A 13,423-nucleotide genomic window follows, 5' to 3' on the forward strand; every position below is an offset into this window, starting at 1 on the left:
CCCGGCTGACCACACCCCAAGGAGCAGCCGCGTGCTGAACACCCCATCCGCCGTCGCCGTCGTGGACGCCGGACGCCCCGACGGCCCCCGCACTCCCTCCGCCTCGGAGGCGTACTGGACCGTCTTCGGGGGGCCGGCCGTCCCCCGCCCGACACTCGCGGCGGGCGGTTTCAAGCACCTGCTCGTACCGGCCATGGCCGCGGCATGTCTCGCCGACCGTCCGTGGCGCATCGCCAACGCCCCCCGGATCGAGGACCGCAGGCTGCTGTCCGCGATGCTCCGGGAACTCGGCGCCGAGGTGGACGACGACGGCCCCCGCGTCACCGTCGACGCGTCCGGTGTGACGGGGACCCGCATCCCGGCCCGGTGGAGCGCGGGCGTACACGGCGGCGTGTACCTGCTGCCCGCCCTGCTCGCGGCGCGCGGAGAGGCGGCTTCGGGCCGACACGGCGGCTGCGCGATCGGGGGCGGGACGCAGGGCTCCCGACCGTTGTCCCACATCGCCGCGGTCCTGGAGCGGTTCGGTGCCACGTGCGAGGTGAGCGACGAGGGCTTCGCCGCCACCGCGCCGCGGGGCGGGCTGCAGGGCACCCGGATCGACCTCGCGGACTTCGCCGAACCCGAGCCCCTCACGGGCACGCCCACGGGTCCGCACTACTCCGGTGCGACCAAGACGGCGCTGCTCTGCGCGGTCACCGCACGGGGTACGACGGTGCTGGACAACCCGTACCCGAAGCCGGACGCGCTGGAACTGGCGCGGATGCTGGGCGAGGCGGGCGCGCGGATCGAGGTGTCCGCGGCGCGGATCACGGTGGAGGGCCTGGGAGGGCCGCTGGGAGGCGCCGACGTGGTGCTCCCGTCCGACCTGATGGAGGTCGTCACGTTCATCGCGTGGGCGGTGCACCTGGGCCGGGACCTCGACCTGCTGCTGGAACGGCCCGATGTGGTCCGCTCCGGTCTCGCCCCGGAGCTCGAACGCCTCACCGCGATGGGCGTGCCGCTGGACTGGGAGGGCCCGCGGCTGCGGGTCGGACCGCCGGAGCGCCTGCGGGGCACCGACGTCCTGGCCGCCTCCCACCACGTGTACAGCGACGCGGGTCCGCTGTTCGCGCTGATGCTGCTGGGGGCGCAGGGGCCGTCGCGGCTGACGGACGGCGTATGGGAGAACCGCTTCGGCTACACCGAGGGCCTGCGCGGCATGGGTGCGGTGCTCGACCGGGTCGGGAACGAACTGCGTATATCCCCCGGACCGCTGAAGCCCTCCCCCGGACCGCTGGTGGCTGGCGACCTGAGGGCGGCGGCGACCCTGCTCCTCGCCGCGCTGGGCACCGGCGTCCCGCACCGGCTGTACGGCGTCGGCCACCTGGCCCGCGGCTACGAGGACCTGCCCGCGAAGCTCACCGCGCTGGGAGCGCACGTCGAGGTTCCGGGAGAGACGGGAGAGACCCAGTGACGACCACCGCAGTGCTCGACCCCGGTGCCATCGCCCGCACGGCCATGGCCCGCGACCCCTTCGCCTGGGGTCTGGTGACGGATTCCGTGCCCCGGGAGGCGACGCGGCGCCGTCTCGCCGCGGAGTTCCCCGACGAGGGCTTCGTCCTCACCGAGCGGCCCGCGGGCACTGCGGCGGGCAAGGGCTACCGCACGTGGAACCTGACCCTCGTCCAGGACGGCGTGGCGGTGCCCGAGCACGTCGGCCGGCTGACGCCGCTGTGGCGGAGCCTGGTCGCTGCGCTGCTGGACGACGGCTACCGGACGGCGGTCGCCGAGGCCACCGGCCGGGACCTGTGCGGATGTGCGCTGGAGGTGCGCGCCGTGCGGTACGGCGCCGGATCGTGGATCGACCCGCACACCGACCGTGCCGACAAGATCGTGACGCAGACCTGGTACTTCAACGAGGGCTGGCGCCCCGAGTGGAGCGGGGCCCTGCGCATCCTTCGCTCCCCCAGCGCCGACGACGTCGCCGCCGAAGTCCTGCCGGGGCTGACCGACTCCGTCCTGCTCGTCCCCTCGCCCGACTCGTGGCACGCGGTCATGCCCGTCGCCGAGCCGGCGGAGCAGGACCGGCGGGTGCTGCTCGTGCACTTCGTGTCCGAGGAGCGGGCCACATGGTGACTCCGCCGCCCGACGGCACCGGCGGCACCGAGCAGACCCGGGTGCAGCACCGCTACCACCGCGAGCTCTTCCCCGCCCTCCACGACTGGGAGCGGACGGAGGCATCCATCGTCGAGTTCACCGGAGAGACCGGGCCCAAGGGGCTGCTGGGCCTGGACCAGATGGGCCATTTCGGCCCCCAGGGCTGCGACCTCGTCACCCGGCACATCCGCGGCGCGCTCCCGGGCGCCGCGCTGACCGCGGGCGAACTGGGCAGCGGCTTCGGCGGCGCGCTGCGGTACATGGCGGACGCGCTCGCCTCCGGGGACGGGGGCATGAGACGGATGTACGGCATCGACCTGGTCCCCGAGCACTGTGCGGTCAGCCGGCGCATCACGGCCGCGCAGGGACGCACCGACGTCACCGAGATCTGCGCCGATGCGACCGGGGTACCGCTGCCCGACGGCACGCTCGACGTCGTCGTCGTCACGGGCTCGATGCCTCATTTCCCCCGCCCCGGGGCGGTCTTGCAGGAAGCAGCCCGCCTGCTGCGCCCGGGCGGCCTGCTCGTGGCCACCGAGGAGGTGAGCCTCGCCGCGCCGGGCCGGGAGCCGTCCGAGGCATTCCGGGAGGTCCATCCGCGGGACGTCTTCTTCGTCACCGCCCTGCCGGACCGGCTGGCACAGCTGCGCGAGGCCGGGTTCACCGACGTGGTGCGCGAGGACCTGACGGACTGGGCCGTCGCCCTGCTGGCGGACCGGCTGAAAGTGGTGAGGCTGTTCCGCGGGAGCGTGACCGGCATCTACGGGGAGGAGCCGGTGGACCTCATCCGCCGCACCCTCGCCACCGCCCGCGAGGAGTTCCTCGCAGGACGGCTGCTGCCGTCGCTGCTCACCGCGCGCAGGGCGGGAGCTGCCTGACATGACGTCCGAACCGCCCGGCCGCCTGACGGCCACCGCCCGGTGGGGGCCGTTGGCCTGGTCGTACGCGGCCGACGACGCGGCGGAGACGGCCCGGGTCGCTGCCCAGCTCGTGACGTCCGCGACGTCCCCCTGGCCCACCGGCACCCCCATCCGCCTCGACGTGCGCGCGACGCGCGACCGGGACGTGCTGGACCTGCTGGAGGAGGCGGCGGCGTCGGGGCCCGTCGGACGGCTCCGTGAGGAGCGCTACCGGCGCGCCCCCGACGGGACATGGGTGCGCTGCGCAGACCGCCCCGCGGACGCGGAGGAGCCGGGCCTGCCCCGGCACTGCGTCGGCCACCACGACGGGCGGTGGACGATCGTGCACGACGACGACACCGGCGCCCCGCAGCGCGCGCGGACCGGGGAGATCCTGCTGCGGTCCCTGGTGGCCGCCGCACTCGCGGACCTCGGGGGCCTGACGGTGCACGCCTCCGCCGCGACCGGCCCGGACGGGCGGGCCACGGTGTTCCTCGGCGACTCCGGCGCGGGCAAGAGCACGCTGGCCCTGGCGCTCGCCCGGGACGGTGGCCGCTTCATCAGCGGCGACCGCACCCTGCTGGTGCCGGGACCGGGCGGCTGGTGGGCCGTCGGGGCCGGGCTGCTGCCCCGCTACCGCTGGGGCACGCTGGAAGGGCTCGGCCTGGCGGAACGGGTGCGCGAAGCCGTCCTGCTGCGCCACGGCGACGGCCGTCGCCGGGTGGCCGACCTGCCCCGGCCACCGGCCAAGGTGGTGTTCACTCCCGCCGAGTCGGAACGCCTCCTGGACGTCCGCACCGCCGACTGCGCCCCGCTGGGCGGGCTGGTCGTGCTGCTGCCGGCCGGCGGGGACGGGCCCGCAGCGCGTCCGCTCACGCCCGACGCGGCCGCCGCGGCCGTCCGGGCACACCTGCTGCCCTCCGACGCCGGCTGCCTGTCCTGGCCGGTCGCCGGCCCTGCCACCGGAGCAGGGGATGCCGACGCCCTCGTACGGCTCGTCACCCGGTCCGCCCTGGCGTGGAATCCGGTCCGCCATCGTGCCGGGGAGGCGCTGAGCCGGGTGCCGGCTGCCGCGCCCGGGGCGGCGCGTTCCGGCCACCTGCCCACCGCCCCGTGAGGGGCCTGCGGGGGGCGTGGGGGCTTGGCGGCGGCACCGCCCTGCGTGGCGCGGCATGCGCGTCGGGCGTCCTGCTGCTCGCCGACCCCCCGGGCGGGGTGCTGTGGTGCCTGATCGGCTGCTGGCTGCTGTACCGGGCGGGGACCGCCCTGCGCACCGCGGCGCTGGCTCCGACCGCCCGCGCCCTGGACCGGGCGGCCCGTGACCGGCTGCTGTCCGCCGTGCAGGGACTCGCCGCGGAGCCCGGCCACCGGGCCCCGGCGCGGCTGCGGGACCACGTGTACGCGGCGGCGGGCGTCGCGATCCGCTGGGAGCCGAAACCGGGCGCGGCCGTGGCCGCCGTCGCGGGTCTCGCCGACTCCGTGCTGCTGCTCGCAGCCGTGTGCGCGGCGCTGGCCGCGGTGGATCCCGTTCTGGCCGCCGGGCCCGCCCTGTGCGCGGCTCTCGCGCTCGGCCTGGTGCTGCGGCCTCGCGGGCTGCGCGCGCGGGGCACCGGACGGGCCGGCTGGGACGCCCGCCGCCGCGAGGCGCGCGCCGTCGCCGTGCTCGCCCGGGTGCTGGCGGCGGCTGCCGCGTCGTTCCCGGCGTTCGGCGCCGCGCACTCCCCCGACACCGCCGCGGGCCTGTGGGCGGCCGCCGTCCTGCTGGCCCGCTTCCAGTACGCGATCTCGGTGGTGGACCTGACCGCCGTACGGCACTGGCGGGTGACGCACCGCCATCTGCGCGAGGCCGAACGGGCCGCGGCGGCGAACGGCACCGGGCGGCGGCCGGACGCGCCCACCGGGCTCGTCGTGGTCCCGGCACGGCCCAGCAGGCTCGGCTTCGCCGACCTCGCCGAGAACGTCCACCTGGGCGCGCTGGGCCCGGGGGCCTCCGTCCCCGAACGGCTTCCCCGCACCGTGCGCCTGTGCCGCCTCGACGAGCTCGCGGGTTCGCTGCCGAACGGGTGGCGCACCGTCCTCTCCGCCGAGTTCTCGGGCGGTGTGGACCTGGACGAGGAGGCGTGGGGGCGGATCACCGCCGCCCGGGTCGGCGCCCTGCTCGAGCTGGGCGCGACCGAGGTGTCACTGCCCGGACGGCCCGGGCCGGTCCTGGCGGCGGTACTGGCGGGCTGGGAGGTACCGGTACGGTACGCCCCCGCTGGCACGCCGTCCGGAGGGTCCGCCTCGTGAGGGGCGCCCCGGGCAGGTTCCGCGGGGCCGCGGCCACCGGTCTGCTCGGCGCGGCGGCGGCTCTGCTGGGCGCCGCCGCGGGCTTCCTCACGCAGTCTGCGGACACCGGCGGCACCGCAGGGCTGCCGCTGCTCGTTCTCGCCGCCGTGTTCTGCCTCGCCCGCACCCGGCCGCCCCGTGCCGGAGCAGCGCCGGTGCGCCATGTGGTGGACCGGGCGCTCCGGTTGGGGGTGGTCTTCGCCCTGCACCCGGCGCTGCCGCTGGCACTCCTGCCGCTGTGCCGGACGCTGCCGGCTCCCGCACCGCCGGCGCTGGGCGGTGCGGACGCCGACGCGGCCCGCGCGGTGCGCCGCATCGTCCGTACCGCGACGGAGGACGCCTGGACCGGTCCGGCCGGAGCCCCGCTCGTCCCCCTCCTGGTGCGGCGCCACGCAGCCTTCTCCGCACGCGTGGCCGAGGCGACCGCCCGCACCGCCCGGCGAGCCGCCGCCGCGGGCGTGCAGGCCCGACTGCCCGTGCTGTACGCCCTGGTGCTCTCGGCGGGCGTGCTGACCCTGGCCGGTCCGCCGGACCCGTCCGGACCCGGCGCTGCCGTCGGGGCCCTCGCGGTGTTCTTGACCGTGGTCACGACACCGCTGTCCCGTGACGGCGGCTCGAGCGGCCCGGGGGGTTGACGCCGCCCGCTCCTCGGTCAGGCGTCGCCGGGCCCCGGCTCCCAGCCGCGCGCCTGCGCCCATGCGTCGGCGCGGCGCGTCAGCTCCCACACCACCGAGGACTTCGCCGCCGTGTAGGCGCGCCGGTCCGCGCCGTGGCGCTCGGCGAGCTCGGCCTTCCGTGCCCCGTACAGCTCCGCGTCCGCGGGACTGTCGCGGAGGTAGTCGCGCAGCAGCAGGCAGAGTTGCTCTGTGAAGCTGCCCGCGCGTCGGACGTGGACGTGGGTGCGGGGGCCGGACGTCTCGCGGAAGTACCGCTTGGTCAGATCCGGGTTCCCGGCGCGGAACTCGAAGCCGAGGGCTTCCAACGGCGCTCGGTGAAGGTCGGGCTGCAGGGCCGCGACGGACACCTGCACGTCGATCACCGGCTTCGCCCGCAGCCCCGGGACGGCGGTGGAGCCGATGTGGTCGATACGCAGGGCGACGTCCCCGAGTCCGGAGCGCAGGCGCGCGCCCAGTTCCGAGAACTGCGCCGGCCAGGCATCGCGGTACTCGACGATCTCGATCACACGGCACACCCTACGGGTCCGGCGGCGCACGGGGCCGGGGGCCGGGGCGCGCCGTACCCGGCGGCCCACCGAACCGTCCGCCGGTCGCCCCGGGTCCGGCGCCGCCCCGGTGTTCCGCCCGGCGGAACGAATCGGCGGGCCCCGCGGATCGCCGTTCCGCGTAGGGGAACACCGCCTTCTCCGGCCCCCGGGCGTCGGCGACCATCACACCGTCAGGACCCGCGGAGCCTCCGTGCACCCATGCCACCCCGACGAAGGAGGCCCATGGCCGTCGCCGCCGCATCGCCCCGACCCGGCACCGTCGCGCAACGTCCGCCGGCTCCCGCCGCCAGGACGTTCCGTCTCGCCCTCCCTCCCGCCGAACTGATCGTGCACAGTGACCTGCCCGGGCTCCGGGAGGCGGTCAGCCCCCTGGTGCACCCCCTGTTCGAGGTGGGGGACGTGGACGACACCGTGTCGTCGGACGCGCCCCGCCTCACCCTCACGGCCCGCGCCGCGGGCTCCGGCCCGCCCGGCCAGGGGGACGCGGACACAGCGCCGCAGCTGCTGGTCCACCCGGACGGTCCCCGCTTCACCGTCCTGGAGCGCACCCCCGACCGGACCGTGCTGCTGCGCGACGGCGAGGCCGACAGCGCGCCGCTCCTCGTGACGGCCTCCCCCGCCACGGGACGGATGTCGGTCGAGGCCCCCGACACGGGTCCGGCGGCGGTACGGGCGGTCGTGCGGCTGCTCGGTACGCTCATCGGCGCGCAACTCACCGGCCGGGGCGCGGTCTTCCTGCACGGCTCGGCCGTGGCGCTGGGCGGCTCCTCGGTGATGATGCTGGGGCCCAAGCACCGGGGCAAGTCGTCGCTGGCCTTCCTCGCCGTCACACTGTGCGGCGCGGACTTCGTGTCCGACGACACCCTCGTCGCCTGGGCCCCGCGCGCCGGCGCCCCTCCGACGCTGGGGGGCTGGCCCAAGCGGGTCGGCATCTCCACGGCCCTGCTCGCCGCGCACCCCGCCCGCGGTGCGTTCGAGCGGGCGCCCCTGCGCCGCCACGGTTCCGGTACCCGGCGGGTACCCGCCAACGCCCCCTGGAGCACCGCCCCCGACGGCCGGAGGCGGCTCTTCGCGGATCTCGACGAGTTCACCGCGCTGACCGGAGCCGCGGTCGCCACCGGCACCCGCCCGGCGGGCATCGTCCTGCCGGTCGCAGACCGGGACCGCAGGGGCTGGGACATCGAACCGGTCACCGACCCGGCACAGGCCCTCGACGGGGCGCTGCTGTCCGGGCCGGACCTGCGGCACTTCACCGACTACCTGGGCCTGCTGCCCCGGCCGGCTCCCGAACCCGCGGTCCGCGCCGGCGTCCTCGCGGAGTTCGGCACGCTGCCGTGCGTACGGGTGCGCTACGGTCCGGACGTCAACACGGCCTTCCCCCGGTTCTGGGACGAGGTCACCGCCTCGCTCGCCCTGCCGGGGGGCGGACGGTGAGCGCCGTGTCCGCCCCGCCCGGGATCAACTACCGCATGCCGGTGGCGACAGGCCTGCGGCCCGGCGTGCTGCACCGCTCCGGCGACCTGACGGCGATCACGACGGCCGAGGCCGGCGTCCTCGTGGCGCGGGACGGCCTGGCCTCCGTGCTGGACCTGCGGTCCGAGACCGAAGTGGAACGCTACGGGCCGCCGGAGGCGCTGCTCGCGCACGGCGCGCGGTGGCTGCGTGTGCCGCTCACCGGATATCCCCGGGACAGCATCGCCGCACGGCGGCCCGGCGTCGCCGACCGCGCCCGCTACCTGCACGGCATCCTGACGGATGCGGTGCCGGGCAGCTGGCCGCACCTGTTCCGGACCCTCGCCGGGGCGGCGGACCGGCCGTTCCTGCTGAGCTGCCATTTCGGGAAGGACCGTACGGGCGTGGTGGTGGCCGCGCTGCTGACGCTGGTGGGCGCGCCCCCGCCCGAGATCGCGGCCGACTACGCCGCCGGCATGGCCGACCTGACCGCCAAGGCCGACCGCTTCCGCGACAAGTGGGAACGGCGCGGCCACACCCGCGAGGACTACCTCTCCCGGCTGCGCACCTCGCCGATGACGATGGAGCGCTGGCTGGCCGAGGTACGAGAGCGGTACGGCGGCGTCGGGACGGCACTGGAGTCGCTGGGCGTGGCACCGGAGGACATGGCGCGGGTCCGTGAACTGCTGTCGGCTCCCGTGCCCGCCGACGCCGCCCCGGGCCGCCCGGCCCGCGCCGACGACGTGGCGGAGGGCCGGTGATGGCGACGTCCGCACCGGAGGAGGTCCGCGTACGGGCCTGCGTACCGGACGAGCTGTGGCACGACGTGCTCGCCGAGGCCGGGTACGACGCCCTGCCGAGCCAGACACCGGGGTGGCGGGCGGCGGTGTGCTCGCAGGGCTGGCAGGACGCGACGCGGCTCTACACCTGGCCCGACGGCACGAGGGTGCTGGTGCCGCTGGTGCGGTCCGCCGCCGGGGACGGTGCGCAGTACGCGTCGTGGCCGGCCGGGTGGGGTGTGGGCGGGGTGCTCGGGGCTCCCGGGGCGGTCACGGCCGGCCGGGCGCGGGCCGTGCTGCGCGATCTGGCTGCGCTGCCCGCGGAGCGGGTCTACCTGCGTCCGCATCCGGCGTCGACGCGGATGTGGGAGGGGCTGGTCCCGCCGGGCACCCGGCGCAATCCCCGGCTGACCCAGATCCTGGACCTGGAGGGCGGCTTCGCGCACGTGTGGGGCAGCCGCTTCCGCGGGAAGCTGCGTTCCGCGGTCCGGCGTGCCGAACGGGCCGGGCTGACCATCGAGCAGGACGGCGCGGGTCGGCTGCTCCCGGAGTTCGACCGGCTCTTCGAGCTGTCGCTCGACCGCTGGGACAGCCAGTCGGACGAGCCGGCGGGAGAGCTGCGCCGCCGGGTGCGGGCGAAGAACCCGGTGGCGAAGTTCGCCGCGGTCGCCGACCGGCTGGGCGAGGACTGCCGCATCTGGCTGGCGCGCCGTGACGGACAGGCCGCCGCGGCCGTCATCACGCTCCGCCAAGGCCCGTACGTCGTCTACTGGCAGGGCGCCATGGACAAGGCACTGGCGGCACCCGCGTACGCCGCCCCGTACCTGCTGCACCTGGTCGTCGAGGACGCGTGCGCACACGGCGCCCGGGCGCTCCACATGGGGGACACCTACCCCGGCACGTCGGTGACCCGCTTCAAGACGGCCTTCGGCCCGGACGAGTACCACACGGCCGGCTACTGGATCCCCGGGGCGGCCGCCGGCGGGGGAACGCCGGCACAGAACGAGACGGAAGACGTGAGGAAGCCATGAAGGACCGTCACTGGAGGACCCGTTACGCCGTCGGAGCGTACGAGGTGTGGGGGACCTCGCTGGACAGCGAGGAACGCCGGCTGCACGCACCGCACGCCGAGCCGGCCGACTTCGGCCTCTATCTCGACGAACGCTGGCGCGGTGAGACGGACGCCCGTACCCCGCACTTCGTCTTCTGGCCGACCCTGGAGGCCCCGGTGGAGAGGTCGCTGCTCGTGCGGCGGGTCGAGGAGGCCGCTGCCGCGCTGGAGGGCGGCGCCACGGTGGAGGTGGCCTGCTTCGGCGGGCACGGACGGACCGGGACCGTCTTGTCCTGCCTGGACGTCGTCCTCGGCGGGAAGACGGCTCGGGAGGCGCTGGATCGGATACGACGGGAGTACTGCCGCTACGCGGTGGGTTCGCCCGAGCTCCAGCAGTTCCTCTTCGACGTGGAGGGCGAACTGTCGCCCCGCGGCCGGCGCTCGCTGCCCGTGGGAGAGGCCCGGTGATGACCTCCATGGTCTCCCTCGCCCGCACGACGACCGAAGAGGCCCCGTTCCGCTGGCACCACGTCCTCGACACGTTCGCACCCGCCGACCTGGAGGCGCTGCACGAGACGTTCCCCCGGGACGGGTTCCGGATGGTCACGCGCACGGGCCTGGACAAGTCGTACGCGATGTACCACCGCCCGCTGTACCCCGTGGACGAGGCGCACAGCGGTGTCGACGAACTCGCCGCCCCCTGGAGGCGCTTCGTGGCCGAGGTGACCGGTCCGGCCTACCGGGCGGCCGTCGCCGGGCTGACGGGACTGCCGCTCCAGGACGCGTCCGTGGAGGTGAACGTCTGGCGATACGGGGCCAATTGCTGGCTGGACCCGCACGTCGACAAACCGGAGAAGCTGGTCACGCACGTCCTGTACTTCAACCGGGCGTGGCCCGCCGGGCGGGGCGGAAACCTGTTGCTGCTGGGCTCCTCCGACGGTGGCGATGTGGTGCGGCGGGTCTCGCCCTCGGCGAACACGGGGGTCCTCCTGGTCCGGGGGGACGACAGCTGGCACGCGGTGGAACGGGTCGGCGCCGGGGAGGACGGACCGGAACGGCTGTCGGCCCAGGTGGTCTTCCACCGCGAGTGAGCGGCCCAGGGGCGGCCGGCCCGGCCGCCCCTCCCTCAGCAGGGTCGGACGAGGGGCCCGAACACGGCCCGCTCGTGGTCCCGTTCACCGCGGGTCTCGGGGCAGTGCGCGACGTTGCGCCGCTCGTCCGTGCCGAACCGCAGGCGCACCTCCTTCTTCACGCGGCGCGTCCGGTGCAGCACGTCCTCCCCGGTGACGGCCAGCAGCAGCATGGGCCCCTCGCAGAGGTAGGCGAGGGTGAGGGCGCCGTCGGGTTCGTTCAGCTTCTCCGGATACCAGAGCTCCGCCTGGGGCCGGGAGAGACGGAGGTGGCCCACCGGTTCGACGGTCAGGCCCGCTTGGCGCAGTCTGCGGACCACCTCCGGGGCCAGCCCCCTGGCGTAACCGTCGGGCTTGACCAGCACGTGGGTGTCACGGGCGGTGTCGCAGGGCGCCGGCGGCGTGCCGGATCGTCGCCTCACGGCACGGGGACCAGACCGGAGGCGGTCTGCAGGGCTCGCGAGAGCCCCGTCCCCGCGGCCCGCAGGTGTGCGGCGGTACGGACCGGGTGGCTGCGCTCCGCCGCACCCGCCGCGGCCAGGGCCGCGATCAGGAGACCGGAGGCGTCCAGCACCGGCACGGCGATCGCGCCGGTGGCAGACCCGGAGCGGCCGATCGCGAAGCCCCGTGCGGTGATCCGGGCCAGCTCCTGCGCCGACGGTTCGCGGACGGCCCGGCGAGGTGCGCGCCGCTCGGCGCGGCCGGTGCCGGGGGGCGCGAGCCGGGGGCGGTGGGCCCGCAGGAGCTGCGCCACCGCGCACGCCGCCGCCTCGGACTCCGCGGGGGAAGCGGCGGCCGTGGCCGTTCCCCGGCCGCTGTGCACCCCGTCCGCCATGACCGGGTCGAGGCCGTCCGGCAGGAACAGGAACACGCTCTGCCGCGTGAGGTCGTGCGTCCTCTTCAGGTGCGGGTGGGCCAGTTCGCTCAGCATGCGCTGCCGGGGCACGCGCGTACCCAGCATGAAAAGGCCGAGCCCGAGGCGGAGCCCCCGGTCCCCGCGCTCCAGCATGCCCTCGTCGACGAGCTCGGCGATCAGGCGGTGGGCGGTCGGCTTGGGCAGATCGGCTCGACGCGCGAGTTCGGACAGGGCCAGCTCGGTTTCCCCGGGACGGAAACAGTTCAGGATGGCCAGCCCTCGGGAGAGCATGGACCGCGTGGTGCGCGTCTGGCCGGTCAAGTGAAGGTCCTTCCGGTCGGTGGGGTGAGGGCGGACGTTCGGTCGGATGCCGGCCGGGGAGTCCGGGGCGGCGGGGACGGGCAGAGCGTGATCAGTTCGCGGTGGGTCAGGCGGTCCCCCCGGGCCTTGAGGACCAGCGAACGGAGCCGGGCCTCCCCCGGGTTCTTGCGCTTCTGCGCGACCAGGCCGCTGGCCTACCGGGTCGGCCCGGAGGTCTGCGCCCGGTACGCCTCTTCGTTCCCGGTGAGGTCGACCGCGGCGACGAAGCCGGCCGGCGACCCCTGTTCCGTCAGCCTTTCCAGGCATTCGCAGCCCGGGCGCGCGGGGGGGGTGCACCGCCGCGGCTCTGCTGAACCATTTTCCGGCGGGCACTTCGCGCCCGGGCCGGCAGTCGGCCACCGCCCGCATTCCGGTTCCGTTCGTCGCCGTGGCCCATCGCGTTCGGCTCGGCTTCTCGATCTGGAAAGCAGTGGGTAACAGGCCGGTCGGTGGAATTCCGGGCAGGCCTGTATGACGCTCGACCATGGATTTCTCCAGGATGGTGGGACGCGCCGATCGGCGCGGGATGAGAGAGGATTTCGGTCAGTCGGTGCTGCCCGTGCGCGGGCGAGTGGGTTCCGTTTCCGCCGTGTCGTGCCAACACCCGTCGACAGCGACCGCACCGATTTCCTGCTCGGCGGGGTGAAATCCGCCGATGCTGCTGTGTGCGCTCCGGAGTCCGGCGGTACCCGCGCTCAGGGCAACGGCAAGGATGTCGCCGAAGCGCGGCACCCGGAGGAATCACTGGTTGATAAGGGCGCTTTCAGTGGCGACGCGGCCGCTGGGCGGGAGATCCAGCGGACCCGGGGCAGCGTGAGCGTGTCCGCGGGACCGAGGCCCGGCGGCAGGCCGAGGCCGTGACGTCGCTGGTCGAGGATCGGAATCCCGGGCTCACCTCAATGCCGCTTTCCACGCGGAGCACCCCTGCGGGCAGGGAGACTCGCAGGTCGCAGGCGGCGAGGAGGGCCGCGCGGCGCGCCTTGTCCTTCGCGTCCGGAGTTCCCGCCCGTTCGGTTGCGCGATCGTCGGGTTCGACGACCGCCTCCGAGGTGAAGAGCCGGCACGGAGCGGGGTCCGGCCTCGGCAGAGCCTTACGCCGGGCATGGTGAAGACACCCCGGAGCAGTTCGCCATGGTGCCCCGGTGCCGCTCCCCTGCGCCGTTGCCGCCCCCGGGGCGCGTGTTCGGGTAGGTGATGTGCTGCGTCG

At 75.5% G+C, this 13,423-nt stretch carries 14 protein-coding genes; 11 read left to right on the forward strand and 3 right to left on the reverse strand.

All coding sequences use genetic code 11. From position 1 onward, the window contains the following. The first annotated feature begins 31 nt into the window (after positions 1–31). From ACZ6JS_RS22730 to ACZ6JS_RS22755, 6 genes are read left to right on the forward strand one after another with little or no spacing between them, the layout of a single operon-like run. Positions 32–1,453 carry a hypothetical protein gene (locus ACZ6JS_RS22730; RefSeq protein WP_469300344.1) on the forward strand — a complete coding sequence of 474 codons (1,422 nt, stop codon included), beginning with the start codon at positions 32–34 and terminating at the stop codon, positions 1,451–1,453. Continuing rightward, positions 1,450–2,115 carry a 2OG-Fe(II) oxygenase gene (locus ACZ6JS_RS22735; RefSeq protein WP_469300345.1) on the forward strand — a complete coding sequence of 222 codons (666 nt, stop codon included), beginning with the start codon at positions 1,450–1,452 and terminating at the stop codon, positions 2,113–2,115. The genes ACZ6JS_RS22730 and ACZ6JS_RS22735 overlap by 4 nt, the downstream gene beginning before the upstream one ends. Continuing rightward, the gene (locus ACZ6JS_RS22740; protein ID WP_469300348.1) at positions 2,109–3,014 is read left to right on the forward strand and encodes a class I SAM-dependent methyltransferase; all 906 of its coding nucleotides are present in this window, start codon (positions 2,109–2,111) and stop codon (positions 3,012–3,014) included. The genes ACZ6JS_RS22735 and ACZ6JS_RS22740 overlap by 7 nt, the downstream gene beginning before the upstream one ends. A 1-nt stretch (position 3,015) precedes the next feature. Continuing rightward, a complete protein-coding gene (locus ACZ6JS_RS22745) occupies positions 3,016–4,152 on the forward strand; it encodes a hypothetical protein (protein WP_469300349.1) in 1,137 nt (378 codons plus the stop codon). Beyond that, a complete protein-coding gene (locus tag ACZ6JS_RS22750) occupies positions 4,149–5,324 on the forward strand; it encodes a hypothetical protein (protein WP_469300351.1) in 1,176 nt (391 codons plus the stop codon). The genes ACZ6JS_RS22745 and ACZ6JS_RS22750 overlap by 4 nt, the downstream gene beginning before the upstream one ends. Next, positions 5,321–5,998, forward strand: a complete 678-nt coding sequence (locus tag ACZ6JS_RS22755) for a hypothetical protein (RefSeq protein ID WP_469300353.1) — start codon at positions 5,321–5,323, stop codon at positions 5,996–5,998. Before ACZ6JS_RS22750 ends, ACZ6JS_RS22755 begins: the two co-directional genes overlap by 4 nt. 17 nt (positions 5,999–6,015) lie before the next feature. On the opposite strand, the gene ACZ6JS_RS22760 is transcribed toward ACZ6JS_RS22755, so the two are convergent. Beyond that, on the reverse strand, positions 6,016–6,546 hold the full coding sequence (locus tag ACZ6JS_RS22760; protein WP_469300355.1) for a GrpB family protein: 531 nt from the start codon (positions 6,544–6,546) through the stop codon (positions 6,016–6,018). A gap of 264 nt (positions 6,547–6,810) precedes the next feature. Here ACZ6JS_RS22760 and ACZ6JS_RS22765 point away from each other — a divergent pair, with 264 nt between their 5' ends. The 5 genes from ACZ6JS_RS22765 to ACZ6JS_RS22785 are packed head-to-tail and all read left to right on the forward strand — an operon-like array spanning position 6,811 to position 10,961. After that, the gene (locus tag ACZ6JS_RS22765; RefSeq protein ID WP_469300356.1) at positions 6,811–8,022 is read left to right on the forward strand and encodes a hypothetical protein; all 1,212 of its coding nucleotides are present in this window, start codon (positions 6,811–6,813) and stop codon (positions 8,020–8,022) included. After that, on the forward strand, positions 8,019–8,801 hold the full coding sequence (locus tag ACZ6JS_RS22770) for a tyrosine-protein phosphatase (RefSeq protein ID WP_469300359.1): 783 nt from the start codon (positions 8,019–8,021) through the stop codon (positions 8,799–8,801). The genes ACZ6JS_RS22765 and ACZ6JS_RS22770 overlap by 4 nt, the downstream gene beginning before the upstream one ends. After that, the gene (locus ACZ6JS_RS22775; RefSeq protein ID WP_469300360.1) at positions 8,801–9,850 is read left to right on the forward strand and encodes a GNAT family N-acetyltransferase; all 1,050 of its coding nucleotides are present in this window, start codon (positions 8,801–8,803) and stop codon (positions 9,848–9,850) included. Before ACZ6JS_RS22770 ends, ACZ6JS_RS22775 begins: the two co-directional genes overlap by 1 nt. After that, a complete protein-coding gene (locus tag ACZ6JS_RS22780; RefSeq protein WP_469300362.1) occupies positions 9,847–10,338 on the forward strand; it encodes a hypothetical protein in 492 nt (163 codons plus the stop codon). The genes ACZ6JS_RS22775 and ACZ6JS_RS22780 overlap by 4 nt, the downstream gene beginning before the upstream one ends. Next, positions 10,338–10,961, forward strand: coding sequence for a 2OG-Fe(II) oxygenase (locus ACZ6JS_RS22785; RefSeq protein WP_469300364.1), 624 nt, complete (start codon positions 10,338–10,340; stop codon positions 10,959–10,961). The genes ACZ6JS_RS22780 and ACZ6JS_RS22785 overlap by 1 nt, the downstream gene beginning before the upstream one ends. Before the next feature lie 35 nt (positions 10,962–10,996). Here ACZ6JS_RS22785 and ACZ6JS_RS22790 read toward each other — a convergent pair whose 3' ends face one another. Both ACZ6JS_RS22790 and ACZ6JS_RS22795 read right to left on the reverse strand, forming a co-directional pair. Then, complete coding sequence (locus tag ACZ6JS_RS22790) at positions 10,997–11,422, reverse strand: nucleoside-diphosphate kinase (protein ID WP_469300366.1); 426 nt, start codon at positions 11,420–11,422, stop codon at positions 10,997–10,999. Further along, positions 11,419–12,177: an IclR family transcriptional regulator gene (locus tag ACZ6JS_RS22795; RefSeq protein WP_469300368.1), complete on the reverse strand. Its 759-nt coding sequence runs from the start codon at positions 12,175–12,177 to the stop codon at positions 11,419–11,421. The genes ACZ6JS_RS22790 and ACZ6JS_RS22795 overlap by 4 nt, the downstream gene beginning before the upstream one ends. Between the last annotated feature and the right edge of the window lie 1,246 nt (positions 12,178–13,423).

The organism is Streptomyces sp. NPDC046349 (assembly GCF_055587885.1).

What these genes read in the sequence shown, in the direction of transcription:
- ACZ6JS_RS22740 (WP_469300348.1), top strand. Translation starts at nt 2,109, where the DNA reads ATGGTGACTCCGCCGCCCGACGGCACCGGCGGCACCGAGCAGACCCGG.
- ACZ6JS_RS22745 (WP_469300349.1), top strand. Translation starts at nt 3,016, where the DNA reads ATGACGTCCGAACCGCCCGGCCGCCTGACGGCCACCGCCCGGTGGGGG.
- ACZ6JS_RS22765 (WP_469300356.1), top strand. Translation starts at nt 6,811, where the DNA reads ATGGCCGTCGCCGCCGCATCGCCCCGACCCGGCACCGTCGCGCAACGT.
- ACZ6JS_RS22775 (WP_469300360.1), top strand. Translation starts at nt 8,801, where the DNA reads ATGGCGACGTCCGCACCGGAGGAGGTCCGCGTACGGGCCTGCGTACCG.
- ACZ6JS_RS22780 (WP_469300362.1), top strand. Translation starts at nt 9,847, where the DNA reads ATGAAGGACCGTCACTGGAGGACCCGTTACGCCGTCGGAGCGTACGAG.
- ACZ6JS_RS22785 (WP_469300364.1), top strand. Translation starts at nt 10,338, where the DNA reads ATGACCTCCATGGTCTCCCTCGCCCGCACGACGACCGAAGAGGCCCCG.